The 24,695-nt window shown below is 47.0% G+C and carries 19 protein-coding genes; 11 read left to right on the forward strand and 8 right to left on the reverse strand.

The features are described from left to right. Positions 1-14: 14 nt before the first annotated feature. Positions 15-1,505: a R3H domain-containing nucleic acid-binding protein gene (locus NOC_RS15760; protein WP_002814219.1), complete on the reverse strand. Its 1,491-nt coding sequence runs from the start codon at positions 1,503-1,505 to the stop codon at positions 15-17. Between the two features lie 252 nt (positions 1,506-1,757). Between NOC_RS15760 and NOC_RS15765 the strand changes: the two genes are divergently transcribed. The 3 genes from NOC_RS15765 (at position 1,758) to NOC_RS15775 (ending at position 7,444) form a co-directional block, all read left to right on the forward strand. Then, complete coding sequence (locus NOC_RS15765) at positions 1,758-2,093, forward strand: STAS domain-containing protein (RefSeq protein ID WP_002814245.1); 336 nt, start codon at positions 1,758-1,760, stop codon at positions 2,091-2,093. 13 nt (positions 2,094-2,106) lie between these two features. After that, complete coding sequence (locus tag NOC_RS15770) at positions 2,107-2,532, forward strand: ATP-binding protein (RefSeq protein WP_002813326.1); 426 nt, start codon at positions 2,107-2,109, stop codon at positions 2,530-2,532. Positions 2,533-2,659: 127 nt separating this feature from the next. Beyond that, positions 2,660-7,444, forward strand: a complete 4,785-nt coding sequence (locus NOC_RS15775; RefSeq protein WP_011331116.1) for an NAD-glutamate dehydrogenase domain-containing protein — start codon at positions 2,660-2,662, stop codon at positions 7,442-7,444. Positions 7,445-7,649: 205 nt separating this feature from the next. Here NOC_RS15775 and NOC_RS15780 read toward each other — a convergent pair whose 3' ends face one another. Further along, entirely contained in the window at positions 7,650-9,914 is a 2,265-nt protein-coding gene (locus tag NOC_RS15780) for a PAS domain S-box protein (RefSeq protein ID WP_002813894.1), read from the reverse strand. A 340-nt stretch (positions 9,915-10,254) separates the two neighbouring features. On the opposite strand from NOC_RS15780, the gene NOC_RS15785 reads away from it, so the two are divergent. The 3 genes from NOC_RS15785 to NOC_RS15795 all read left to right on the forward strand — a co-directional run bounded on the left by NOC_RS15785 (position 10,255) and on the right by NOC_RS15795 (position 13,688). Then, positions 10,255-11,451 (forward strand): PQQ-dependent sugar dehydrogenase, encoded by a 1,197-nt coding sequence (locus NOC_RS15785; protein WP_011331117.1) that lies wholly within the window; start codon positions 10,255-10,257, stop codon positions 11,449-11,451. 332 nt (positions 11,452-11,783) lie between these two features. After that, positions 11,784-12,947: an inositol-3-phosphate synthase gene (locus NOC_RS15790; RefSeq protein WP_002812947.1), complete on the forward strand. Its 1,164-nt coding sequence runs from the start codon at positions 11,784-11,786 to the stop codon at positions 12,945-12,947. A gap of 153 nt (positions 12,948-13,100) precedes the next feature. Next, positions 13,101-13,688, forward strand: coding sequence for a CDP-alcohol phosphatidyltransferase family protein (locus NOC_RS15795; protein ID WP_011331118.1), 588 nt, complete (start codon positions 13,101-13,103; stop codon positions 13,686-13,688). A gap of 17 nt (positions 13,689-13,705) precedes the next feature. Here NOC_RS15795 and NOC_RS15800 read toward each other — a convergent pair whose 3' ends face one another. From NOC_RS15800 to NOC_RS15820, 5 genes are all read right to left on the reverse strand, one after another. Then, entirely contained in the window at positions 13,706-15,196 is a 1,491-nt protein-coding gene (locus tag NOC_RS15800; RefSeq protein WP_002812175.1) for a pyridoxal phosphate-dependent decarboxylase family protein, read from the reverse strand. Between the two features lie 304 nt (positions 15,197-15,500). Continuing rightward, positions 15,501-16,154: a hypothetical protein gene (locus tag NOC_RS15805; RefSeq protein WP_002813881.1), complete on the reverse strand. Its 654-nt coding sequence runs from the start codon at positions 16,152-16,154 to the stop codon at positions 15,501-15,503. A gap of 8 nt (positions 16,155-16,162) precedes the next feature. Further along, positions 16,163-16,786: a hypothetical protein gene (locus NOC_RS15810; RefSeq protein WP_002811871.1), complete on the reverse strand. Its 624-nt coding sequence runs from the start codon at positions 16,784-16,786 to the stop codon at positions 16,163-16,165. A gap of 142 nt (positions 16,787-16,928) precedes the next feature. Next, the gene (locus NOC_RS15815) at positions 16,929-17,372 is read right to left on the reverse strand and encodes a PAS sensor domain-containing protein (protein WP_002813571.1); all 444 of its coding nucleotides are present in this window, start codon (positions 17,370-17,372) and stop codon (positions 16,929-16,931) included. 155 nt (positions 17,373-17,527) lie between these two features. After that, positions 17,528-17,974, reverse strand: a complete 447-nt coding sequence (locus tag NOC_RS15820) for an SRPBCC family protein (RefSeq protein WP_002812615.1) — start codon at positions 17,972-17,974, stop codon at positions 17,528-17,530. 342 nt (positions 17,975-18,316) lie between these two features. Between NOC_RS15820 and NOC_RS15825 the strand changes: the two genes are divergently transcribed. The 3 genes from NOC_RS15825 (at position 18,317) to NOC_RS15840 (ending at position 21,760) form a co-directional block, all read left to right on the forward strand. After that, positions 18,317-19,828, forward strand: coding sequence for a lytic transglycosylase domain-containing protein (locus NOC_RS15825; RefSeq protein WP_002814162.1), 1,512 nt, complete (start codon positions 18,317-18,319; stop codon positions 19,826-19,828). Positions 19,829-20,089: 261 nt separating this feature from the next. Beyond that, on the forward strand, positions 20,090-20,884 hold the full coding sequence (gene djlA / locus NOC_RS15835) for a co-chaperone DjlA (RefSeq protein ID WP_002812922.1): 795 nt from the start codon (positions 20,090-20,092) through the stop codon (positions 20,882-20,884). Between the two features lie 27 nt (positions 20,885-20,911). Continuing rightward, positions 20,912-21,760: an alpha/beta hydrolase gene (locus NOC_RS15840; RefSeq protein WP_002813890.1), complete on the forward strand. Its 849-nt coding sequence runs from the start codon at positions 20,912-20,914 to the stop codon at positions 21,758-21,760. 13 nt (positions 21,761-21,773) lie between these two features. Here NOC_RS15840 and NOC_RS15845 read toward each other — a convergent pair whose 3' ends face one another. Next, positions 21,774-22,433, reverse strand: coding sequence for a hypothetical protein (locus NOC_RS15845; RefSeq protein ID WP_002812599.1), 660 nt, complete (start codon positions 22,431-22,433; stop codon positions 21,774-21,776). Between the two features lie 512 nt (positions 22,434-22,945). On the opposite strand from NOC_RS15845, the gene coaBC reads away from it, so the two are divergent. After that, positions 22,946-24,157 (forward strand): bifunctional phosphopantothenoylcysteine decarboxylase/phosphopantothenate--cysteine ligase CoaBC, encoded by a 1,212-nt coding sequence (gene coaBC, locus NOC_RS15850; RefSeq protein ID WP_002812756.1) that lies wholly within the window; start codon positions 22,946-22,948, stop codon positions 24,155-24,157. Further along, entirely contained in the window at positions 24,138-24,593 is a 456-nt protein-coding gene (gene dut, locus NOC_RS15855; protein WP_002813147.1) for a dUTP diphosphatase, read from the forward strand. Before coaBC ends, dut begins: the two co-directional genes overlap by 20 nt. Positions 24,594-24,695: the final 102 nt, after the last annotated feature.

Consider the following 24,695-nt stretch of genomic DNA (forward strand, 5'->3'; position numbering starts at 1 on the left):
CTAGAGTAGCGCCGTCAAACCGGATGAATAATTAAATGACGCTGGGGCTCGCTACCTACGCTCTCCGCTAAGAGATGATGGCGGACCGCAAGGCGGTGCTGCAATTCCCGTATTGCTGCGGAGCGGGGTTGCAAAGCAGCCGTCACACCTTCTTCCATCACTTGCTTAATAGCCGCTTCAGCTTCACTCACCGCCGTATCCACCTCGTCCCTCGGCACTCCATGAAGGATATTAAGCACATTCTGCAGCAAACGCCGAATTTGAGCAGTAGTATTCTTTTTTACGACGTAAAGGGGCAATCGAGTCGCTTGCAGTAGCCGCCGTAAACGGGCATCTTCCGCCCGGGAGCGAAGCGCTATAATAAAATCAGCTTGCTCGGGATTTTTGACTGTCCGGGCTTCCAGCCGCAAATCACGAATTACCCGCTCTACCGTATCGCGACTCAAGGCGTAGGGATGAATGCGAATTAGCCCTGTCTGGTTTTCTATCGAGACTGGCTTGGTCGATTCTGGGAGAGGGGACTTTTTGGGACTAAGAATCTCTTCCCCCTGCGGTGAACGCCGTATGCCACCAGGGCCAAGACCCCGGAGTAATTTATCTACTGCGCCGGCCGTATCAGGATGGACGATCATCACCTCACGATTGACAATCTCTACCACAGCATCAAAGGTAGGAAGAGCTTTACGTTCCCGAATGGTTTTCTGGGTTCTCCGCAGTCGAGCTTCATCGTCGCCTAAGGTGACAGCCTGGACTCCCCCGACCAAATCGGCCAAAGTAGGATTCATCACCAGATTTTCTAGCGTGTTGCCATGGGCGGTGCCAATCAATTGTACGCCCCGCTCGGCGATAGTTCGGGCTGCCGTGGCTTCGCTCGTAGTCCCAATTTCATCTACGATAATGACCTCCGGCATATGATTTTCCACCGCTTCAATCATGACCCCATGCTGCTGCTCAGGATGAGACACTTGCATCCGCCGAGCGCTACCAATAGCCGGGTGGGGAATATCTCCATCGCCCCCAATTTCATTGGAAGTATCGACAATGACCACCCGCTTGCCAAATTCATCGGCCAACACCCGGGCGATCTCCCGTAGGCGTGTGGTTTTGCCCACTCCAGGCCGTCCCAGAAGCAACAGATTGTCCCCCCGTTCAATGAGATCTTGGATAAAATCAATGGTTCCCGCAACAGCTCGTCCTACCCGAAGGGTTAAGCCAATAATTTCTCCACGCCGGTTGCGTAAACAGGCAATGCGGTGCAAAGTTCCTTCAATACCAGCCCGGTTATCTGCGCTAAATTCCCCAACCAAAGCGACGACTCGCTCTAAATCTGCTGGACTCACCGGATCCGTGGCTAGATTAACTGCTCGCTCAGAAAACCGGGCCTGAGGAAGGCGGCCTACATCCATGATAACTTCCAAAAGCTGGTGCGAGGGCAGCCCCTGCAAGGCAGCCCTCAAAACTGGCGGTAAAACTGCCAGAAGGGATTGTAAATCAGCGTTAAGCATTTTTAAATTCAATAAATTACAGTGGGTTATTGAGTTACTCAACTGGGACCTAAATGCTCTTCTAAGGTTCCCTGTTCAAGCTCCTGGGACCCAAATTACCCTACGACAAAATCATCAGAGCCAAAGGGGTGTAACATACTCAAGTGTAATTTTCTATCATTTGGCGCTATAGTTATATCAATCAGCCGCTTCTCCTTCCATGTAGTTTTAATTTATTAGAGAAGAGACCATTTTTCCAACTTGGAGATGCCTATGAATCTACACACGGAAAAAACCAACGGGGCCGTGGTCCTCTACATCAAGGAAAAACGCCTCGATGCCCACAACTCGGGGGAATTAAAGGATCGAATGTTAGAGTTAGGGGAAGGCGGAAAAGTCTATCTGATCGTGGATTTAGAAGAGGTCCGGTTTATTGACAGCTCTGGTCTTGGTGCATTGCTATCGGGGCATAAAAATACAACCCTTCGGAATGGAAGCTTTAAATTGTGTGGCCTTCAATCCCAAGTACAATCAATGTTCGAGCTTACCCGCTTGCACCGGGTCTTTGATATCTATCCTTCCGTTCAGGAAGCCCTCGGCAACAACTAACAGCGAGGTTGCCATGTGTAACGGAGATATTCAACTAGAAATTAGGATTCCCAATAAAACCTGTTATCTTGGTTTTATTGGAGAAATCGGCGAAAAAGTCGCTAACGAGCTAGCTCGCTATACCGGTGACCGCACGGCGCTCGCCTACCATCTAAACTTGGCTCTTACCGAAGCCTTAGTCAATGCGATTGAGCACGGAAACACAGATGATCCGGATCAAACCGTCCGGGTATCAATTCAAGTTTTACCTGATCAATTATGCATTGAGGTCTACGATCATGGACAAGGCTTTGATCTGGACCAGGTGGGGGCACCCGACCTAGAATATCCTAGGGAACGAGGACGGGGCATTTTTTTAATCAAGTCTATTATGGATTCAGTAAATTACCAGAAAATTAACGGTGGCAATGTATTAGAAATGAGGAAAAAACTCGATTGAGTCGCTTATTCCTAATCTTCGGCTATTATCGCAAGCTCGCCTTGTCTCATTTGGCAGGCGCTTTATTGCCTTTATATCAAAAGATACGCCAGCGTTCTATAATACAAACCTTCCCCTTTATATTTCTATGAAAATTTTTGTGGAAGTCCGTGAATCCCGGGCAACCTATAGCGATCACGAAAAAAAAATAAACGAGATCCATTCATTTTTAGAGCAGCAGAGTAAAATTCATGGAAAACGATTTCTTAAAGCGCTTGCCACAATACTTATTACTCCTGACTCTTTTCTTCTTTCTATTCCCACTTATCACCTAGCTTCTTTGATAACAGATTTTTTTGATCTCATTGAGGCACGGGGAAAAAAAATTGCAGCACATTGTTTTCCCTTTCCGGAGAAAACCGGTACGTTATTGCTGATAAGCTCGCCCTATGCTTCCTATCTAGTAGAATCCCTCGGGGCTTCAAAAGAAGCACAAGATATCGACTTTCATCTCATGGCCTACCATGCCTTGATGATAAAACGTCGTGACAGGAAAATTATTGACTTGGGAACAGCTGATAAGTCTGGTCCCAAAGAGTCATTGATCCTTCTAAAGCTTGAAGATATTAATGAAAAAAAATTCCAAGATTTTGCTGCGACTATTCAAAAAATAGTCTCAAAAACTTTACAAGTCCAAAGTGATAAGGAAAATATTGCTGCCCAGGTTAGGCAATTAGAGCAGGCGCCGTCCCTTCAAGCATGGAAAAGTTTTTTAATTTGGTGCCAACAAGGCGCTTTTATTCCATTTTCCTATCATTGCTTTATCGTAAATTCTCAATCCGGTAAAAAAATTGTTATTCAAGAACAAAATGATAAACGTTTGGGATTACCCTTTGACTCCCTATTAGAATCAACAAAAGAAGAAAACGTTTCTTCCTTATTAACTATTTTGAATCCTGAAGAGATTCAGCGGGAATTACCAGTTCTTGTTCAGAAAACTAGGATAAAAAGTCCCCTTTACCATTCCGAATACTTAACCTATATGGGCATTAGAGAACCTCTGGAAAAAGGGCAAATCAAGGAACATGCTTTGATAGGCTTGTTTTCTGAGAAAGCATTCGCTGGCGATACCATGAATATTTCTGCATTGCGAGATAAAGCAGAGCAAAGCTTAAAACAGTTACGTCTGCTTACCGTAGACCACGAATACAATAAGCTTATTGAGTTACTCCATTTTTTCCCTAAAGTAGAGCTCTTTTTTATGGGCGAGGTGCAATTACAAATTATCGCTCGCTCCTTGCTGCCTTTTCTTTACCGCTCAGACACGGTTAAGCTACTGATCCTTGCAAGCCCTAGCCCTACCCGAATCTCGACTCTTATTCTTATTCCCCAAGGATTTTTCGATGAATCCCATTTAAGAGACATGGAGATTTATCTCTGCCAAGAGCTTGCGGCCATCCTTGAAAATTCCCAGCTGATTCGGGGAATCCACAGCCATTATATCGGCTTACACTTGACTTTAATTCCCCAAAAGGAAGAAGTGCTTATTCCTCTTGAACAGCTAGAAAATACCCTCACCCGAATTGCTAAACCCTGGAATTATAAACTTCAAGTGTTGCTAGAACAGGCGATGGGAAAAGAACAAGGGGAGGTTTTATGGAATAAATATGGTAAAGGATTTTTACCAGAATATCAGGTATTAACTCCGCCCCAAGCAGCTCTCCAAGATATCAAGGGATTAGAACGCGTCCTAGAAACGGGGCAACAATTCATTGATTTATGGGAATCCCCTTACGAACTATCCAAGGAACATTATCGTCTTCAGTTTTATAGCTCTCAGGAGAGCTTGCTTGATGAACTCATGCCGGTGTTAAAAAATTTGGGTTTAAGAGTAATCGATCAGGTTCGATTTACCCTTGAAGTAGAAAACCGCGGATTTTTTATCAAAAGTTTTTCTATAAAAGCCGCCAAAGAAACGGCTAAGCCGCTTTCTTCCCTGCGCGTTCCGCTTCTAGACGCCTTAGGCGCTTTGTTCCGCGGCGAAGTAGACGATGATCCCTTGAATGAACTGTTGGTACTGACTGGACTCTCCTGGAAGGAAATCGATATATTCCGCAGCTATCGGAATTACTACTTTCAACTTGGCACACATTTTACCCTCTCCCGTTTCCACCAATCCCTTAGCCATAATCCCCAAGTGGCCTTGCTTTTATGCCGCTATTTTGAGGCCCGGTTTCGCCCCGACCCTCAATGGGACGATCCGGTGCGACGGGAAGAGGAAGGACTACTTCCTATCCGTCTGGAACTAGCTACCGCCCTCAAGTCGGTTACAGACGTCAATGAAGATCGTATTCTGCGGACTCTATTTAATCTTATTGATGCTACCGTACGCACCAACTTTTATTACCGGCATAAACAAAGGGATTACTTTCTTTCTTTCAAGATTAGCAGCTTAGGCGTTATTGATATGCCCCCTCCTAGGCCCCTGTACGAAATCTATATCCATTCCGCCACTGTGGAAGGGATTCATTTGCGCGGTGGACGGGTGGCGCGGGGGGGGCTTCGCTGGTCGGATCGTCCCGATGACTTCCGAACCGAGATCCTCGGGTTGATGCGCACCCAAATGATGAAAAATTCACTCATTGTTCCAGTGGGTGCCAAAGGAGGTTTTATTGTAAAGCGCTCCTTTAGTTCCCGCGAGGAAGGGGCAAAACTAGCTAAACAGGCCTATATTACCTTTATCCAGAGCCTCCTCGATCTTACCGATAATCGGGAAGGAAGCCAGGTTGTCCGCCCCCCCAAAGTGGTTGCCTATGACGAAGATGACCCTTACCTGGTCGTTGCCGCCGATAAAGGCACGGCTCATCTGCCCGATACCGCCAATGAGGTTGCTCAGGAGTATCATTTCTGGCTGGATAGTGCCTTCGCCAGTGGGGGCGCCTTTGGATACCATCATAAGAAGTTGGGAATCACAGCTCGTGGCGCCTGGGAGTGCGTAAAGCGGCATTTTCGTGAGCTAGATCTTGATATTCAAACCCAACCCTTTACCGCTATAGGCATTGGTAGCATGGACGGGGATGTTTTTGGCAATGGCATGCTACTCTCCCGCCAGATACGCTTACTAGCCGCCTTTGGACCCGGGCATATTTTTATTGATCCCGAGCCAGACCCGGAAGTTTCCTATAGAGAACGGAAAAGATTATTTAAGCTACCCGGTTCCTCCTGGAACGACTATGACGACACCTTGATTTCCGAGGGAGGAGGCATTTTCCCTCGCCGGGCTAAGGATATTCCTCTTTCCCCCCAAGTGCGCTACTTGCTAAAGACGCGGCACCTATCCATGGATGGTGAAGGACTGATTCGCTTACTCCTGACAACCCCGGTTGATCTGCTCTGGTTTGGAGGTATCGGCACCTATGTCAAAGCGAGTACAGAAAAACACATCGAGGTGGGTGACCGCACCAATGACACGGTCCGAGTCGATGCTTCACAACTACAAGCGCGGGTAGTAGGCGAAGGTGCCAACTTGGGTTTTACTCAAAGGGGACGCATCGAATACGCCTTAGGAGGCGGTCGTATCAATACGGATGCCATTGATAATTCCGGCGGCGTGGATCTTTCCGACCATGAGGTTAATCTCAAGATCTTTTTTAATCACTTGAGAGAAAGAAAAATCATCTCTTCTGAGGAAGAACAAAATCACTGGCTCGAGAAGGTCAAGGAAGAAGTATGCCAGCAGGTGCTAGCCAACAATTATAGTCAAAGTCTATGCTTATCCCTTGATCGGGAGCGCTACCTGCGGGACACCGAGCCTTTTATGGAGCTAGCGGATCGCTTAGAAAATTCTGGCTTACTTGATCGTCTTTCCGATACATTTCCCTATCGCAAGGAAGTCTTGGCGAGGCATGGGGAGGGTTTGACCCGTCCCGAGCTGGCTGTTCTGGTATCCTATAGCAAGACGCAACTTTACCAAATTCTTTTAGAGCAACCAGATATTTTGTCCGAGCCGTTTCTGCAAGAGTTTGCTATTAGCTATTTTCCCCGGGCCATAAACGAGCAGTTCGGTAACCATATATACGATCATCCTCTAGGGAAGGAAATTACGGCGACTATTTTATGTAACACCATTATTGACCACACAGGGTGCTCTTTTCTTACCTGGGTAGAAGAATTAAAAGATATTCCTATTGCCCATCACCCTATGGTAGCTTATTTAGTATTCAATAAAATCCTAGAAGGAAATACCCTACGTACCCAAATTTATGCTTTAGATACCATCATTCCTGCTTCTCGTCAGTATAGTTTATTATTACAGTTTGAAGATACACTAGCAAATTTCTGCCACTGGAATCTGGCTAATAATAAACAAATTATTCCCAACGAAAAAACGCTATCTTCGTTCCATTATTATTTAGAGCAATATGAACTATACCAAGAAGAAACTTTGACTAAATCCGAAGATCAACCTTTTAAAGAAAGGGTAAGGAAGCTTATAGAGGAAGGTTTTTCAGCAAAAATTTCCCGCCGTATCGCTCTCTTAGATCGTCTCACAGACTTTCCTCTATTAGTAGAGCTTGCCAGTACTTCAGGAAAAGAGTTTTCTCTCGTAGTAAGTATTTACGAAGCGGTCTCCAATTATCTGGGCTATTCCGAGGTAAAAGAGATTTTACACCAGGTACCCGTGCGTAATCGTTGGGAACATAGAGCGATAACCACATTCAGAGAACGGTTCGAAGTTTATCTATCAAACTTAGCTTTAGCCATACTAGCTGCCCCAGATCAGGGCATTGCTAATTTTTTCTCCACGACAACGCGTCAACAGAGATTATTACAGTACCAAAGAATACGGGAAGAATTAAGGGAAACCCCTCCTACCGATTTGCTTCCCTTCACGGTGCTGAGCAGAAAGTTAGAAACCTTAATTCAAGGTTAAACCATACGGTAACTTACATTATATATTTTATTGGAAAGCCAATCGTCTTGAAGACTCCCCCTTTTAGAACTAGCACGATGTTTGGTACCTGTTACGCAAGGTCACCATGCCACCTATACCTTACTCTTTCCAAACCTACCTTTTGGATCTCGGCACCCCATAAGTATTTTTGAAATACCCGCCTTAGGAGGCTCTTTAAAAAAGGTTACATTACTTTTAAAATCACCATAGTGGCATCATCCCTAAAATTTTTGCTTTCGCAAAATCCTTGTAAATCTTTTACGATGACTTTGATAAGCTCCTGTGCTGCCAGATGACGATGTGTAACAAGTATTTTACTTAAACGGTGGATACCAAAAAACTCACCTTGTTTACTCTCTGCTTCTACGATGCCATCCGTATAGAGAAATACTAGATCTCCCTTTTTTAAAAAAGTTCTCTTCTCTTCAAAGCTAACTTCTTTTTTAACTCCAAAAATTAATCCATCCGCTTCTAACTTATTGCATACTGCCTCGTTACGGCGTAATAGCAAAGGGGGATTATGGCCTGCGCTTGCATAATTAATTTCTCCCGTCGCAATATGGTACTGCATATAAAACATGGTAATGAAATGATCAGCTCCATTTAAGTCCTCATAAAGTGAATCATTTAAAGCAGCAAGGGTATTAGCGGCGGTGAATTTTGATCGGATTTGTGTTTTCAGCGCGCTACGGGTTTCAACCATAAAGAGGGCTGGACCAACAGAATGCCCAGAGACATCGGCAATGGTCACATCCACGGTATTATCAGATTGGCGATAATAATAATCAAAATAGTCTCCTCCTACCTGAGAGGCAGGGAGACAATGACCAACAACCTGGACTTCAGGCAGCACCAGAGATTCCGTAGGCAGTAAAGATTCTTGGATTTGCTGTGCGATCCTCAACTCGTTGCGTGTTACCGCAAGGCTTATTTGTGCCCGTCGGATCAATTCTTGGGCTTCAAGCCGTTTGGTGATATCTCGATCAAGACCCCGCCACTTGACGATTTGGCCTCGTTCATCCAGAAGGGGTTCGCCGCTAGACTCCGTAAAAACTTCACGGCCATCTTTGTGGCGATAGCAACAAACGATCCGAAAAAATCGCTTTCCACTCTGCGGACTTTTACAAGGTTTGCCCTCCTGAGCTTCTAGGGTAAAAAACTCACTGTAATGCTTGCCAAACATTTCCTTGGGCTCATAGCCCAGTATTTCCTTAACTGCCCCACTACAATAGATGAAACGCCCGGAAGAATCCCGTTCCCATATCCACTCGCCGGTCATCTTAGCAACCTGACGAAATCTTTCTTCACTCTCTTGAAGGGCCTTTTCAATTTGTTTACGCTCGGAAATATCTTCCTCAATAGCAAGAAAGTGGGTAATTTCACCTTGAGTGTTCTTAATAGGTGAAATTTGTTCCAATATCCAATAGATTTCCCCATTCTTTTTTTTGTCTTGTATCTCCCCTCGCCATTCTCTTCCAGAAATAATAGTGCTCCATAATTGTTGGTATTCTTCCAGCGAAGTCTTTCCTGATTGCAGGATGCGTGGATTTCTCCCAATAATCTCTTCCCGGTGGTAACCAGTTAATTGAGTGAATTTAGCATTCACATACTGAATATTACCTGCGGTATCTGTAATAGTTACCGCCACGGGGCTTTGCTCTAGCGCTCGGGATAGCCACAGCAATTTTTCTTCTCTTTGTTTACGCCGGGTAATATCCCGAGCGATGGTTGCAGCCCCAGTGATAGAACCCTGGCTGTTTTTGATAGGAGAAATGGTAAGAGAAACGAACATTTCTCTGCCATCCTTCCGCATGCGCACCGTCTCAAACTGCTTAATGCGCTCGCCGCGCCGGATATGCTGGAGAATTTGGGGTATCTCATCAGCTCGATCAGGGGGCGCAAGAATAGAAATAGATTGGCCACAAATTTCCTCAGCGCTATAACCATATATTCGCTGGGCAGCGGAATTCCAGCTAATAACAATGCCATCGAGAGTCTTGCTAATAATAGCGTCTTCGGATGATTCAACGATGGCCGCCAGCCTTTGAGCATCTATTTCACCCTGCTTGTGCGTAGTAAAGTCGCGAATAACGCCAGCAAAAAGCCGCTGCCCCCCGTGCTGAATCTCGGAAATCGATAGATGCGCAAGGAAAGTGTTGCCATCCTTACGCCGGCCCGTGACCTCGCGTTCAGAACTAATGATCTTCTCATGATCTGTAAGGCATTTATCATAATCAGGTATGAGCTTGCGCATATCCTGGCCTATCATTTCTTGCTGCCGGTAACCAAAAAAATGTTCAGTAGCTGTATTCGTTAGAATAATGCGTCCTTCTTCATCAATAACAATGATCCCATCGGCGGCATTATTGAGCAGAGCCCAAAGCAGATCGCAATTCTGTTCCTCCTTCCTTTTGTTTACTGGCATCTCAGTATCTTCGCCGATTAACATCAACTAAATCTCCTAACAATAAACGTTTATTTTTCAAGCTAAAGCAAATTCTCTCACCTTATACCAATAGAAAAATACTTTCTCACATAAATTTCAAATAGGCATTTATTATCCTTAAGTTCGGCGCTAAAGGATCTTACATTAACCTTCATTGGAGTACTCCCCGACAGCCATGAACTTTACTAAAGAACTAGCAGTGCTGGAACGGGGGGATAAATTGGTCCCTTTGATATTTAGAGTAAAAGAGCGAACACCATGGCGAAGCGCTTGACTACTAACGCTAACTCTGGCAATGATCCTACCTAATACTTAAGTGGGCTATACCGTTAAAATAACGACCATGGACAGCCATCAAAGAAGGAAATTTTTTCGCCTACTCGCGTATCTACTACTTGCTAGTATCCTCCTGTGGCTACTCCTACCCGAGCGTTTTGCCGTAAACGTCCCTATCCAGATATTTGGCGCAAACACGCCTTCCACCAGGGTCCTTCAGGATCGACTCCAGTTACCCAAGGGATTCACTATCAAGATCTATGCCACCGATCTTCCAGGCGCCCGCATGTTGCAGTTTACTCCGGAGGGCGACCTTTTGGTTAGCCTATCAAATACCGGCGATATCGTACTACTGGAGCGCGATACTAATAGCGACTACCAACCCGAGGGTCGCCATATACTACTGACCCAGCTTAACCGGCCTCATGGAATCGATCTTCACCAAGGTTGGCTTTATGTTGCCGAAACGGATGCCATAGGCCGCATTCGCTTTGATGCGCTGACTCGCACTGTCCGTGGTAAATACCAACGCATTGCCCAACTCCCCAGCGGTAGCGGGCACTGGACCCGCACCCTAGGCTTTGGTCCCGACGGCTGGCTCTATGTTTCAGTGGGTTCAAGCTGCAATGCTTGCAAAGAAGCAGATATCCGGCGGGCAGCGCTGCTTCGTTTCCCCCCCACCGGCGGCAAGGGTGAAATTTTTGCCTCTGGTCTGAGAAATACGGTTGATTTTGACTGGCATCCGAGCACAAATCAGCTCTACGGTACGGATAATGGCCGTGACTTCCTGGGGGATGACTTTCCCCCCGATGAACTAAATCTCATTGAACAAGGTGGATTTTATGGCTGGCCCTACGCCCATGGGGATAACATTCCCGATCCTACCTTAGGGCCAGACCATCAAGAAGCTATTCAAAATAGCATTGCACCCGTCTACTACTTCGCCGCCCATACGGCCCCCCTCGGTATCACCTTCTTGCGCGGTAAACAGCTTCCATTCGCCTATCAGGAAGCGGCCTTGGTGGCGCTCCATGGCTCCTGGAATCGAACCGAGAAACAAGGCTACGAAATTGTCTCCTTACACTTTAATAAGGCAGGAGAGATCAGCGGCCGCAAGTTTGTTACCGGCTTTGAAATCAATGGAAATGTCATTGGGCGCCCAGTGGATGTAGCGGAAGGCCCTGATGGAGCCATCTATATTTCCGATGATTTTACGGGCAGTATTTATCGTGTGAGTTATTCATTGAATCCCCAATCCAACTAAACTGTACGCCGTTTCCTCCCATTCCATAAAGCAGGCAAATATAGAGAAAAAATCGAACTTTTTCATAACTTTGCCCTCATAATGGAGATATATTCTTACTTGATTTCGGCGGATTTTCAGCCAAACTTAGAGATAACCAAGAAAACTCTAAATATATGACCCGTGGATCATCCGCAGCCGTTTCGACCAAATCATCCCCTTTCCAGCCTCAAAAGCCTAACGGGATTTTTTCGGCTTACTGCTTCTGCTTCGGACGCAGGTACAGCATAATATTAATAAATAGCTTGGAATAAAAGTTTGCGTTATTAATATTTATAAGAGATTGATATCTAATGAGAAAAATTAAGATTGCTATTATAGGCATGGGTAATTGCGCTAGTTCATTGTTGCAAGGGTTTTACTATTACACCGATAAAAAATCGGAGGACGCCATCGGATTGATGCATTGGTCAATCGGGGGTTATAAGCCATCAGATATCGAAGTGGCGGTGGCCTTTGATATTGACAAGCGCAAGGTGGGCAAAGATGTAGCTGAGGCCATTTTTTCCGAGCCCAATTGCACGGCTATCTTTTGCCCAGATATCCCCAAAACCGGCACTAACGTCCAAATGGGAAAAATTCTAGATGGCTTCTCAGGCCACATGAAGGATTACGATCCCAAACATACCTTTATCCTTGCCGATGATCCTGAACCGACTCAAGAAGAAGTCGTCCAAGCCTTACAGAAATCAGGAGCGGAGATCCTACTTAACTACTTACCGGTAGGCTCGGAGCAGGCAACCCAATTCTATGCGGAATGCGCCCTGGAAGCAGGGATCGCGTTTATCAATAACATTCCTGTCTTTATTGCTAGCAATCCCGCCTGGGCCAGGCGCTTCAAAGAGAAAAACCTTCCTCTTATCGGGGACGATATTAAGGCCCAAGTAGGGGCTACTATTACCCACCGTGCCTTGACTGATCTCTTTAGAAAACGTGGGGTCAAATTAGAACGGACCTATCAACTCAATACCGGCGGCAATACGGATTTTCTGAATATGTTAAACCGCCATCGATTAGCCTCTAAGAAAGAGTCTAAAACAGAAGCTATACAGGCCGTTACTGCTGAGCGCCTGGACCCGGACAATATCCATGTAGGCCCCAGTGATTACGTTCCCTGGCAAAAAGACAACAAACTCTGTTTCATCCGCATGGAAGGCAAACTGTTCGGGGATGTCCCCATGAATCTAGAACTTCGTCTTTCAGTGGAAGATTCCCCCAACTCAGCGGGCGTTGCCGTGGATGCCATCCGGTTTGTTAAACTTGCCTTGGAACGCGGCCAAGGCGGCGTATTGCATGCGCCTTCGGCTTACCTCTGCAAACACCCTCCACGACAATATACTGATGATGAGGCCTACCGCATGACCGAGGCATTTATCGAAAATAAGCTGGTAGACTCTCCTGAACCCCCTAACGTTTACCAGGAAGAAGGAAAATCGCCCGTAGCTTCCCGCAGATAGGAGGCTTCTTATATATTGAAATAAAAGCTTTGCTCACCTTGGCAAAAAAATAAAACAATTGGTTCTCCCTATGGGATGGGACAAAAAATCTTTGCTGCTCTTTCCTGCCGTTACTTGGGCAGTTTGAATATTTCTATTAGGGGGAATGAAATAATGGAAAAAATCCGTGCTACTGCCCAGCAATATTTACATCAAATTTTGGCGCCGGTAGTACATCTCCTAGCCCGCTCCCGGCTTTCCCCCAATCAGGTGAGTATCGCCGGCTTTATCCTTGCCCTGATGGCGATGGGGATCTTGCTTGCAGACTATCCTCTTGCTGCCGGTGTAATATTTCTGCTAGGAAGCAGCTTTGATATTCTGGATGGTGCGTTAGCCCGGTTGGATAAAAAAACCACGCCTTTTGGCGCATTCCTTGACTCCACCTTGGACCGAATGGGCGAAGGCGCAATACTAATGGCCATTGCCTATCACTTAGTTTTGGAAGGGCAAGCAGTAGCGGTAGCTGGCGTGGTCCTAGCCTTGCTGGGCGGGATGCTTACCAGTTACATCCGGGCCCGTGCGGAAATTTTAGGCATCACCTGTACTATTGGCTGGGTAAGCCGCCCCGAGCGGGTCATTATAATAGGAGCTGGTTTAATCTTTGGCCTGCTCATGGAAGCCGTCTACCTCCTCGCCATACTTAGCTTATGGACGGCCGGCCAGCGATTCTTTCATGTTTCAACAATTCTCCGCCGCCAATAACTCCTATAACCCCTAGCTTAAAAACTATTTCTCGCTTCAGCAAGCGCTTCCAGAATAAGTTCGAGCCCCTCGTTTAAGATAGCTTCATGGGTGCGCAGCTGCAAAATACAGATTCTCAGAAAATAGCGACCACCAACTTCAGTCCCGGTCAACATGATGCGGCGAGGCGCGTTAATGCGCCTCAAGAGCACTTGGTTCCGGCGATTTTCCTCTTCCCTATTGATCCCTTGGAAACGCTGCCGAAAAGCAAAAAGGGAAAGTTCAGGAGGTGCAGCCATCTCCACATCAGGCTCTCGGGAAAGCCGCTGCCAGGCTTGGACAGCCAAGCGACGCTTTTCTGCCAATGCATGCCGAAAAGCAGCCACGCCATGGAGCTTAAAAGGTAACCACAGGCGCAGTCCCCGCCATTCACGAGAGAGCTCTGGTGATAATTCGCAAAAGTCTAAATGCTCTTCGCTTTCCTGAAAGGCTGGCATATAAGCCGCCGAAGCGCTAAATGCCCGGCGTAGATTTGCCATATCCGGCATGAGTAGAGCTCCAGTCCCATAGGCTAAAAAGAGCCCTTTATGAGGGTCCATTGCCAAGGAATCCGCTCGCTCCATCCCTTTAAATAGGGATTGCAACTCCGGTACCATGCGAAAGGCAGCTCCATAAGCACCGTCAATATGAAACCAAAGCTCATGCTTTGCCGCTACCGCTGCAATCTTAGCCAGAGGATCTATTGCGCCCGTGTTGACCGTGCCGGCGGTGCCGCAAACAAAAAATGGCAATAATCCCTGCTCCCGATCTTGGCGCACAGTTTCTTCCAGCAGATCGGCCCGCAAGCGAAACCGTCCATCGACTTGAATTGGACGCAAATTTCTCCCTGCGATACCCGCAACCCGAGCCGCCTTGGCTACCATATGATGCGCCTCGCTGGAATAGTAAACGGTGCCCTTAAGAAGATGCTCGCCCAGGTATTCTTCTCTGGCAGCAACAAGAGCGATTAAGGTTGACATGGAGGCCCCTGAAGTCAAAAGTCCTAGCGACCCCCGGGGCAGGCCCATCAATTCCGCCAGCCACCGAAGCAACTGAGTTTCCATCTCAACCGCGGCAGGCGCGGCGGCCCAAACGCCTGTGTAGCGGTTGACCGTAGCGGCAATAAGCTCACCAAGAGCCGAGGAAAACAACCCACCTCCCGGAACATGAGCAAGATAGCCGGGGCTAGCCGGATTAAAGGCAAAAGGGATCACCTGTCCGAAGATAAAATCCAGCACTTCCCCCGGCGCACTTGGGGTCTCGGGTATTGATTCCCGCAGCCAAGATGCCTGAGGATCAAAGTAGTCAGCGGCCTGGGCAGGTTGCCGATCTATGGTTTCCACAAAAGCGGCCAGCCGCCGACCCACTTCATCAAGAAGCTTTTGAAGCTGGGCTGGAGAAGGATCTAGAGCGGATAATCTCTCATCCAGTATGCTAGGATTCATGGGTTTTTCATCATTAATCCGCTGATTATCGGTATTTTTTACCAATAGGGCACCTCACCACAGGCTATAGAAAAACGCGCACGCCATTTTAAAGCGAGATTTGGCGCGTTTCTAGCCAATAGATCCGCTCCCAGGTCGCTGGAGAGCGAAAGAGCAAATCCCACGCCCATATCGGATCACTCATCCAGCTACCATACCCATATTCGCAGCTCTCCCGATCACGCCAACAAAGACGGTACCTTATTTGCAACTTGTTGCTTGGTTCCAACATTCCCATTTTCTCCGCTGTGGCTTCTTAAAAATGTCAAAATATCGTGTTTTTAACCTACCAGCAGAAGAAATGCAAAACTTACACCACTCTAATATGACGAATCTTATGACTCTGAGGCATTCGATAAAAACGCCGCAATTCATTAACCAAATATGAGTTTCTCGGAATAAAAGAGTACTTTTCTTCAAGGGAGCCACAATAGCGTGCTGCAAGACGATTGGCTTCTTGGTATCGCTGCTGTTGAATATCATCAAGCCCATCGCGAAAACGTATTTCTTCAAATAGCGTGCGCCGGAGTAATCGCATATCCACTATTCCCCGCTGACGATATATCAACGCCGCAGTCAGCACAAACTTATCAATTTCAGCCTGAAGTTCAAGTTCTAACTGGGTAACTGTGCGCTCAAAACCCACATTCCAAGCAAGATAAAGAAAATGACTTACTCCTTCAAGAACAAACCAAAATTCCGCTAGATTACCATCATGGAGCAATTCACTTGGATTATCACTCACTAATCGGGTAAGCAATTCTTGATTCAGATATAAAGCAAGATCAAGATTATTCTTGCTTTGCCGAATCAAAAGCGCTTCCACTGATTGTCCCTTTCCAGCGGCCTCCTCTGTAAGCCTACGGACTAACGTTGGATCTGTAATCAGGAAGTCCTCTACCCGATAATAGGTGCGAACGTCGTAAATATACTCGAGCTGAGCCTGAAGGGCATTTAAATCCATAATCAACTCTAATGGATGGGTCCAGAATGCTGCGGATTGATCCCCAAGCATCTCAACCTGCGCTCAAGACGAGGGCTGCCTGTTTTTGCCCATAATTCATAGAGATCTAAAATGTCTTGCTCACTTGAACCGAAAGCGTTTTCGCCCACTTCCGCCAACACATCGACGAACTGCACAAACTGCTGAGATAACTGTCGAAAAATCGTCGCTAACGCCCGTTCTCTTGCATTTTGTCCTTTTATATCATAGAGATAGCCATAGGCACTGCCTCCCATGGCAATGTAATAATCCACATCCACCAAGCGACGACGAAAGTAACCTGAAAAAAGCCCAGAGATGAATAAAGCCACATCCCCCAAGCGCTGTAATATAAGTTTACGCTCGCTTTGGGAAGCCGCCCCAGCGGCAAAACCATACAATTCAGCTAAGGGCCGCAGGATAGGCCCTTCCTGAGTATAATCAAAAATTTTTTCCGAGCGAGAAAAATCGGTCAGGAGATTAACGAGATAAAAGACCGTTGCCTCATCTACTTTCACATGCTGGTTGGCAACGGCTTCTTGCAGGGAATCATAAAAAAAGGGCCGTAACTCGGATCGGGTAACTAATTCCGGGTACCGACGATTATTGCCCATAGAACTACCCTTTATTTTATTTATATCCTTAACTTGTTTTTAGCGTAACATAGAATAGTTTGTCAAGAAAAAATTCTTTACCTATCAGCACTTAACTATCCTTGCTGCTAAATAGCGCTCGGCTCGACCATCACCTATGGCTTTATTTATCTAGCGCTTTCCGGAGTTTTTCTATTTCCTGCTCTGCGAGTATTTGCTTGGTCACATCATATTGTACTCCTAGGAAATAAAGCAGATTGCCCTCTTGATCGAATACCGGATTAATTGCAAGATGATTATAGAAAAGCTCACCATTTTTTTTGTAATTCTTTAGATCTACCTCAACGGGAACGCGCTTTTGAATAGCCTCTCTGACCCGCCGTGATCCCTCTTGATCCCTATCGTTACCCTGTAAAATACGACAGTTTTTGCCAAGAATTTCTTCTTTTTTATATCCGGTTATTTTTTCAAAGGCTTCATTGACATAAATAAGTGGATTGTCTTCCTGATCAGGATCAGTCAATGATATTCCATTTACACAGGAGTCCAAGATTTGCGATAAAACTCGAGGGATAAGCCCCTCATCTTTTTCAACGATAAACGGCATAATTGGCATGATTGTTTTCCTCTTTCCAGAACGAGGGGATATTTCACCACCCGAAAATGACCTTTTAGCAATAGCCTTTACCTTCTCAAGAATATAGATATATTTAAGAGCGTATTTATTCAGACTACCTATTGAGAGTTGGCAGAATCGGCGGGTTACATTGTTTTTTCTTCGAGTAGCCCTTTCAGATTACGTACCGTGCTGTTAGTGCCTCCTCGGATAGCGGCCTCAATAAGCTTTTCAAATGGCCGCATAAAAAAATCAATCTTTAATAATTCGAAGGTAAATTTAACTTGGGTTGCCTGATCAAGAGATGCAAAATTATAAATCACTCGAAAAGGCACCTGACCCGTTCCTTCACAGGAGAAACACTGATTGGGTTCAAACCTGGTGATACGAAATTTAGACTCGGTACGGCGCCCTTGGTCTTTTCTCACCTGCCTCCCCAGCGTGCCAACCCTTACCGGCCCGTCAGAGAGTTGCTCTAACTCTACGACTTCAGGGGACCATTTGGGATAATTACTGAAGAAATCTACCGATATAAACCGGAACACATCCTCGACAGGCCGGGCTATCACGATGCTTGATTGGGCGCTAATCATGCTCAGGCTTCTACCTCACTGTATAATGGCAGTAGTTTAGTGACTGATATCATCAGTCCCGGATAACATCACGTGCCAACTTGACGAACCTGACAATAACGTAATCCTTAGTATATAGCAGTCTATTAATCTAAATTTCATGCGTTGTCAAATTGAGTCCAATAAAAATTTCCTAAAAGCGAGCTTTCAGTGGATAGTCACTGCTCCCCTCCCATGTCAATGCTTGCCACAAAATAGTCGACTTTACACCTATTTTTCCTTACGCTTCCATTATCGCCTTAACCTAACGAGCTCCTGGCCGAATTAAGAACTAACAATGGAATAACTCTGGAGCAGAGAAACATGCCTTATCCCTTTGCCGTGATTTTTGTAGGTACCTTGCTATTTTTGACTAACCCCGTCTTAGCTAAGTCATGGGATTTGTTTCCCCGGCCAGCGATGCTAGAACAAGATATCCGTTTCTGGACCCGAGTTTACACTGAAATTGATAATAATCACGGCTTTATCCATGATAATCGGTACCTTAACGTCATTTATGAAGTAACTCCCCTGCCTATCCATCTAAGCTCCCAGGCCGCTAAGAAACACCTTCAGGAGCGGCGGCAATACTATCAAGGGATCTTGCTTCGCCTTGCCGAAGGCAAGCGGGATAATCTTACGGAAGAAGAGCGGCGAGTACTCGCACTTTGGCGGCGGAACGTGAACGATAAAACACTCCAGGCCGCCGCCTCAAGGCTCCGTTTCCAGCGGGGGCAGGCAAATCGTTTTCGTGAAGGATTAGTCCGCGCTGGCGTCTATAAACCTTTTATCCTCAAAACTTTGGATTCCCTCGGCCTACCACGGGAACTTGCCGTATTACCCCATGTAGAGTCCTCATTTGACCCAACCGCCTATTCCCATGCTGGCGCTGCGGGGCTATGGCAGTTCACCCGTCCCACTGGGCGCCGTTTTATGCGCATTGACCATGTGGTAGATGAACGCCTGGATCCCTTCAAGGCCACGGTGGCCGCCGCCCGTTTGCTTCAGCATAACTATGAAAAGACCGGTACCTGGCCCTTAGCTATTACCGCTTACAATCACGGCGTAGCAGGGATGCAGCGGGCCAAAAAGCAAATGGAAACCTCGGATATTGTGGCTATCCGGCAAAATTATAAAAGCCCTACTTTTGGTTTTGCCTCGCGTAATTTTTATGTGGCCTTTCTTGCGGCCTTGGAGGTAGATACCAACGCAAAACTTTATTTTGGCCACTTTCAGGCAGATAAACCAGTAAAAAGTGAGAGTATAGAACTTACTGACTTCGTCCCTGCTCATGCCCTGCAGCGGGTTTTAGGACTCGATCAAACCACGCTCAAACAAAGCAATCCTGCCCTGCTCTCGCCCGTTTGGAAAGGCCATAAATACTTGCCTCGGGGCTATGAGCTACGTATACCTTGTACCCCCACTTGTAGTAGATCTAAAGTGCTAGCCTATCTAGCCCCTTGGGAACGATTTGAGAAACAAATACCGAATCGTTTTCATAAAGTTCAACAGGGACAAACCCTATCTCATATTGCTCGGCGCTATCGCATTAATGTCCATCAGCTAGTAAAATTGAATGGGCTTACCAACCGCCATCACATCCGGATGGGACAAACCCTACAGCTACCTTTCCCTGCCACTGCAAACAGAAACCATATTCGCTCAAAGACTGGGCATTACACGGTGCAACGTGGCGATACGCTTTCTAGAATTGCCCAACGTTTTGGAATGACCCAGCAAGCACTCCTAAAAAGCAATGATATTACCGATAAACATCGAATTTATGCTGGCCAAAATTTACTGCTAGCACAACTCCCTTCCTCCTCTGAAAACTAGCACATAGCATGTCTCAGCTTTACCAGAGGAGCGGCTCGGGGCATCCGAAAAATGTCCCGAGGGAGCGTGCGCATCAAACTTTTTTTTAGAGAGAAAAAACGGGTTTGCGGAATACCGCCAACTTGCTCCAAGCATACTTCAAAGTTCTCGCTGGGATACTTAATCTTCGTTTCTACTCCACCCAATCCTCGCCCATTACCATTTGGCATACCTCGAACTAACGTTAAAATAAGATAGTGTTCAGCATTCAGCGGTCATATAATGAACTGGTGGGGTAAAACATTAGGTGGCACCTTTGGTTTTCTATTGGGAGGTCCCTTAGGCGGTCTGTTGGGTACGGCCTTGGGCCACCAGATTGATAATGGACTGAAGAAAATTGCCTCTCTAGGGCTTTCCTCGGAAGAGCGAAAGCAAGTCCAAAGCGTATTTTTTACTACCACCTTTTCGGTGATGGGACATCTGGCTAAGGCGGATGGCTGGGTCTCGCCCAACGAGATTCGGATGGCTGAAATTATTATGACCCGCATGAAACTTTCACCAGAGCGGCGCAGAGTTGCCATTGGACTATTTAATCAGGGTAAGCAACCTGATTTTCCTCTCAATGAGGTACTGGATCAATTCTACCGCAATTGTCGTTATCAGCGTGTCTTGGTACGTGTATTCCTGCAAATTCAACTGCAAGCAGCCATGGCTGATGGCCCCATTAACAGGGCGAAACAGCATTTATTGTGGCACATCTTTGCCCGCTTGGGGATCTCCCAGCGAGAGTTTAAGGTTCTGCTTTCATTACTCCAGGGAAAATGGGAACAAAAAGCGACAGGCAGAGGTGAAACACAGCAGCGCCGCCACCTCAAACGAGCCTATACCATCCTAGAAATCAATGAAAGCGCTAGCAATGCTGAGGTGAAGCACGCTTATCGGCGTCTAATGAGTCAACATCATCCGGATAAGCTGGCTGCCAAAGGATTACCTGAAGACTTGATGACACTTGCTACCGAAAAGGCTAAAACCATTGGCGCCGCCTATGAACAAATTCGTAAAATCCGGGGTTTTTAATCTAATGGCAACTATCCTCAAGAAAGCATGGGGCTTGCCATCCTGCTAAAGGGCGCGTTCTTGCTTATCCTTGCCTATGGGATATTGGCACTCCTAGCATATCTCTTCCAACCTTATCTGTTGTACCTGCCCAATACTCCTAGCAGGACCGTGACAGGAACTCCAGCGCAGATAGGTCTTGCCTTTGAAACAGTTACCCTGAGCACCGAGGATGGCATTACCATTAAGGGTTGGTACTTACCCGCTGCTAAAGAGCGAGGAACAATACTGTTTTTTCACGGCAATGCTGGCAATATTGCCCACCGCCTAGACTCCTTAAGGCTATTCCACAGTCTTGGGCTCTCCAGTTTTATTATTGATTACCGAGGCTACGGTCACAGCCAAGGCCATCCTACCGAAGTGGGCACCTATCAAGATGCTCAAGCCGCTTGGCATTATCTGACCCAGCAACGCCAAATTCCTGGGAGGAAAATTATCGTCTTTGGCCGCTCTTTAGGGGGGGCCATTGCCTCACAGCTAGCCGCTCATACCCAGCCGGGAGCCTTAATCGTGGAATCGGCTTTTACCTCCATTCCAGATTTAGCGGCAGAACTCTATCCTTTCCTGCCGACCCGATGGCTAGTCCGCTTTCAGTACCCTACCGAAAATTTCCTGCAAAAGGCTACTTGCCCCGTACTTATCATTCATAGTCGTGACGATGAAATTATCCCTTTCGCCCATGGGCAAGCGCTTTTTAAAGCCGCTCTTCTCCCTAAACAACTGCTGGTACTAAACGGAAACCACAACGATGCCTTTTTGGTCAGCGAGCGAGCCTACCTACAAGGTATCGATGCCTTTCTGCAAACTTACTTCGATCAATATTGGAGCGTTAAATAATCACTCGATAATTTTATCGACGCCGCTCAATATGATCGATAACAACAGCGGTTCCAGACTCCAGAATGAGCTTGTCACCCTCCTTTAAGAGCGTAAATTTGAGACTCCCCTTCAAGCTTCGAGGACCAGAAAGCACGAATTGATCCTGGGTTTCACCGCTTAGTAATGCGGAATCCAAGGATTCGCCCACTTCTTGCACCAACTCTTCACCAATGATCTCATCATGCCCTGCTTGCTCGAACATACCTGTAAACCAAATCTGGTTACCCGTTGAAACTCCTACTCCGGTTGCAGTAGCAAAAAATCCCTTCAATTTGACGCTGCTATAGACTAGCCCCTGCGGTCCACTAAGGAAATCATGTTCAAAGCTTACCGTCCTTATCTCTTCGGAAGCCTCTGTCGCCACGAATGCCACATTCCGAAATTCGATTGCATTCACATTTTCACGCGTTCTATCAATGCAAATCCTAGGTGCTTTCCCGGCTTCACTCCCCACCACTCGGAGCTCGGAATAATCACCCTCGATGGCCACACAGGTTCCGGCGAAACCGCCTTTCTCATCAGCTTCTAATATTTTCCCTTGGATGCTGGTGATCAACACACGGGCAGAGCTAACTTCTAGCCCCATCATCAATAAAAATAAGCTTAGGGTAGCAGTCCAAAGCAACCTCATCGTCCATCCCCCTATAAAATTATCTACCGTTACTAAAAAAATGCCTGGGCTTTCCGCAATTACTCCCCACTCTCTGCTTGCTCAAAACTTTCAGTTTAGAAATTGGGTATGGGCCTTCGCCGGCAAAGAAAACGGGTCACCTTGCCACCCCTTGATAAACTTGAGTATTTGCTTTTCAGGCAACTTCCCGGTTTTCATCAGTTGCTCCCTGGAAGCCTTTATTTTGGACAGTATACGATACACTTTAAATGGATAGCATGCTTAATATGCTCCCTTACATCGTAAACGCTCGCCTAATGGGGTAGAAATAATCAATTGCTTCCATTGTATAATGCTTTCAACTGGAGGATCAGCCTGGTTCCGCAAGTCAAGACTCACCCCCAATTTCCAAACTGGAAGCAGCGGTGAGTAAAGCTTGCATCGTTATTCCGCTAAAAGGGGCTTCGCCGTGCGCGAGGTAAAAGGTGGATAGAAAAACGTGATTTAAGAGATTATTTTTCTTCAACAAAATAATGATTGCTCATCCTTTAAGAGAAAAACGTATACTGCTAGGGATTAGTGGTAGTATCGCGGCTTATAAAGGTGCCGATTTGGTCCGCCGGCTGCGAGAGCTGGGGGCTGAGGTGCAAGTTGTCATGACGGCTACCGCCCAGGGATTTGTCACTTCTCTCACCTTTCAAGCATTAAGCGGGAAACCCGTTCATACTGAACTTATGGATCCGGCTCAAGAGGCAGCCATGGGGCATATTGCCTTAGCCCGCTGGGCGGATTTGCTGTTAGTGGCGCCAGCCTCAGCGGATTGCCTAGCTCGGTTAGCCCAGGGCCAGGCTAATGATTTGCTTACCGCGATATGCCTAGCGACGACCGCCCCTTTGGCAGTAGCCCCCAGCATGAATCAACAGATGTGGCAAGCTCTGGCAACGCAAGAAAACATGGCGGTTTTATGTAGGCGGGGAGTGCAGGTATGGGGACCCGCTAAAGGAGAGCAAGCCTGCGGCGAGCAAGGCCCGGGGCGGATGTTAGAGCCCCACGAGCTAATAGGGGCAGCGGCGAAGCTATTGACTGAGCCCTTCCTCGCTGGCCGGTCCGTGCTGATAACTGCTGGACCCACCCGTGAATTCTGGGACCCGGTACGTTTCCTCAGTAACCGAAGTTCTGGCAAGATGGGATATGCGCTGGCTGCCGCAGTGGCTGAGGCCGGAGCCCAGGTAACACTGATTAGCGGACCCGTGGCGCTTGACGTGCCTCCGGGGGTACATCGGATTCAGGTGGAGAGCGCTCAGCAGATGTGCGATGCTACGCTTGCCCAGGTGGCGGTCATGGATATCCTGATTGCTTGTGCTGCCGTGGCCGATTATCGGCCTACTAAACAAGCGGCTCAAAAAATTAAAAAGACGGATCAGGGCCTAACCCTAGCGCTAGAGCGAACAACCGATATCCTTGAACAATTGGCTAATTTGGCCGATAAACCCTTTATCGTTGGATTTGCCGCGGAAACCGAGCGCCTCGAAATCAATGCATACCGTAAACTTAAACTCAAAGGGCTTGATATGATTGCCGCCAATTGGGTGCAAGGAGGGCAAGGTTTCGAGGCGGATGACAATGCCCTAACAGTCCTATGGCCTGGTGGTAAAGTAGAACTGCCCAGGACGTCTAAAACTCAGCTAGCCCGAGCGCTTATAAAATTGATTGCGGAATATTATCATGCCAAAGGTTCAGCTTAAAATTCTAGATTCCCGCCTTGGAAAGGAGTTCCCTCTGCCGGATTATGCCACTGCAGGAGCGGCGGGTTTGGATCTGCGGGCTTGTATAGAAAGGCCCCTAGCCATTTTACCCGGCGCCACCAAATTGATTCCTACGGGGCTAGCAATTTATATCGCTGATCCGAGGTTTGCTGCGGTGCTACTTCCCCGCTCCGGGTTGGGACATAAACAAGGTATTGTGCTGGGTAATCTGGTGGGCCTTATTGATAGCGATTATCAGGGGGAGATTCTGGTTTCTTGTTGGAACCGGGGGGCGGAGCCTTTTACCCTTGCCGTGGGGGAACGAATTGCCCAGATGATTTTTGTGCCAGTAGTGCAGATGGAATTCGAGCAAGTAGAAACTTTTACCGCTACTCTGCGGGGAGAAGGGGGCTTTGGCCATACGGGCCGGCACTAACCCGAAAGCCGCTTTAATCTCAGCCCTTATTTTTGGTTATCGGTACTCATTTTGAAGCTATTAGGCCGGAACACGGGTTTTGAGACTTAAGCTTAATAGTCA

It is taken from the genome of Nitrosococcus oceani ATCC 19707 (assembly GCF_000012805.1).
GTDB classification, from domain to species: domain Bacteria; phylum Pseudomonadota; class Gammaproteobacteria; order Nitrosococcales; family Nitrosococcaceae; genus Nitrosococcus; species Nitrosococcus oceani.

Bases quoted from the DNA above. Each gene is read 5' to 3' on its own strand.
- djlA (WP_002812922.1), top strand. From the start codon at position 20,090: ATGAACTGGTGGGGTAAAACATTAGGTGGCACCTTTGGTTTTCTATTG.
- NOC_RS15765 (WP_002814245.1), top strand. From the start codon at position 1,758: ATGAATCTACACACGGAAAAAACCAACGGGGCCGTGGTCCTCTACATC.
- dut (WP_002813147.1), top strand. From the start codon at position 24,138: ATGCCAAAGGTTCAGCTTAAAATTCTAGATTCCCGCCTTGGAAAGGAG.
- coaBC (WP_002812756.1), top strand. From the start codon at position 22,946: ATGATTGCTCATCCTTTAAGAGAAAAACGTATACTGCTAGGGATTAGT.
- NOC_RS15780 (WP_002813894.1), bottom strand. From the start codon at position 9,914: ATGTTAATCGGCGAAGATACTGAGATGCCAGTAAACAAAAGGAAGGAG.
- NOC_RS15815 (WP_002813571.1), bottom strand. From the start codon at position 17,372: ATGCCGTTTATCGTTGAAAAAGATGAGGGGCTTATCCCTCGAGTTTTA.
- NOC_RS15760 (WP_002814219.1), bottom strand. From the start codon at position 1,505: ATGCTTAACGCTGATTTACAATCCCTTCTGGCAGTTTTACCGCCAGTT.
- NOC_RS15820 (WP_002812615.1), bottom strand. From the start codon at position 17,974: ATGATTAGCGCCCAATCAAGCATCGTGATAGCCCGGCCTGTCGAGGAT.
- NOC_RS15810 (WP_002811871.1), bottom strand. From the start codon at position 16,786: ATGGGCAATAATCGTCGGTACCCGGAATTAGTTACCCGATCCGAGTTA.
- NOC_RS15770 (WP_002813326.1), top strand. From the start codon at position 2,107: ATGTGTAACGGAGATATTCAACTAGAAATTAGGATTCCCAATAAAACC.
- NOC_RS15840 (WP_002813890.1), top strand. From the start codon at position 20,912: ATGGGGCTTGCCATCCTGCTAAAGGGCGCGTTCTTGCTTATCCTTGCC.
- NOC_RS15825 (WP_002814162.1), top strand. From the start codon at position 18,317: ATGCCTTATCCCTTTGCCGTGATTTTTGTAGGTACCTTGCTATTTTTG.
- NOC_RS15785 (WP_011331117.1), top strand. From the start codon at position 10,255: ATGGACAGCCATCAAAGAAGGAAATTTTTTCGCCTACTCGCGTATCTA.
- NOC_RS15845 (WP_002812599.1), bottom strand. From the start codon at position 22,433: ATGAGGTTGCTTTGGACTGCTACCCTAAGCTTATTTTTATTGATGATG.
- NOC_RS15790 (WP_002812947.1), top strand. From the start codon at position 11,784: ATGAGAAAAATTAAGATTGCTATTATAGGCATGGGTAATTGCGCTAGT.
- NOC_RS15805 (WP_002813881.1), bottom strand. From the start codon at position 16,154: ATGGATTTAAATGCCCTTCAGGCTCAGCTCGAGTATATTTACGACGTT.
- NOC_RS15795 (WP_011331118.1), top strand. From the start codon at position 13,101: ATGGAAAAAATCCGTGCTACTGCCCAGCAATATTTACATCAAATTTTG.
- NOC_RS15775 (WP_011331116.1), top strand. From the start codon at position 2,660: ATGAAAATTTTTGTGGAAGTCCGTGAATCCCGGGCAACCTATAGCGAT.